Below are 646 nucleotides of genomic sequence, written 5' to 3' on the forward strand. Positions count from 1 at the left end.
GCGTCATTCCGATCACATTCTGGTAGAATGCGATCGAAGCATCAATGTCTTTCACCATCAGTCCTACGTGGTCGATTCGCGCCATTTCGCCATTCCTCCTTTAGTTTCTCCATCATCTTAGAAAATTCGGAATCATCTGTCAATTATATCGATTACATGATGAATAAGAACATCTATCAGGCGTTATGGTAGGATAGAGAAGACTTTAAGATAAGGACTGAATTAAAATGCATACATTAAAAATAAAACATCCATTCGCTGCAAAAATGAAAAAGGGCTATCCCCTAATCGAAAAAGAGGCCGTTTCTTCGCAAGAAAACGGCATAAAAGAAGGATCGCTGATCAGGATAACCGATGAAAACGGCAGGTTTTTAGGAAAGGGCTATTATGGCGAGCAAAACAAAGGGATCGGCTGGATTCTGACTCGAAACGAGGGGGAATCGATTGACCAGTCATTCTTTTTAAGCAGGCTGGCGAAAGCATTTCAAGCCAGAAAATCGCTTTTTCAAGACCCGGATACGACCGCTTTTCGTTTGTTTAACGGGGAAGGCGACGGAATCGGCGGCTTTACGATTGACTATTATGACGGCTACTATTTGTTCCAATGGTACAGCAAAGGGATTTATACGCTTAAAGAAACGATTAT

The 646-nt window shown here is 41.8% G+C and carries 1 protein-coding gene and 1 pseudogene; one reads left to right on the forward strand and one right to left on the reverse strand.

The window, feature by feature from the left end; all coding sequences use genetic code 11:
• On the reverse strand, positions 1-85 hold an 85-nt coding region (locus tag ACWHAR_RS28360), incomplete at its 3' end, for a VOC family protein (protein WP_452088606.1).
• Positions 86-227: 142 nt separating this feature from the next.
• Here ACWHAR_RS28360 and ACWHAR_RS28365 point away from each other — a divergent pair.
• Positions 228-646: pseudogene (locus ACWHAR_RS28365) on the forward strand (RlmI/RlmK family 23S rRNA methyltransferase); the annotation flags it as partial.

It is taken from the genome of Bacillus sp. LR--39, from assembly GCF_053613335.1.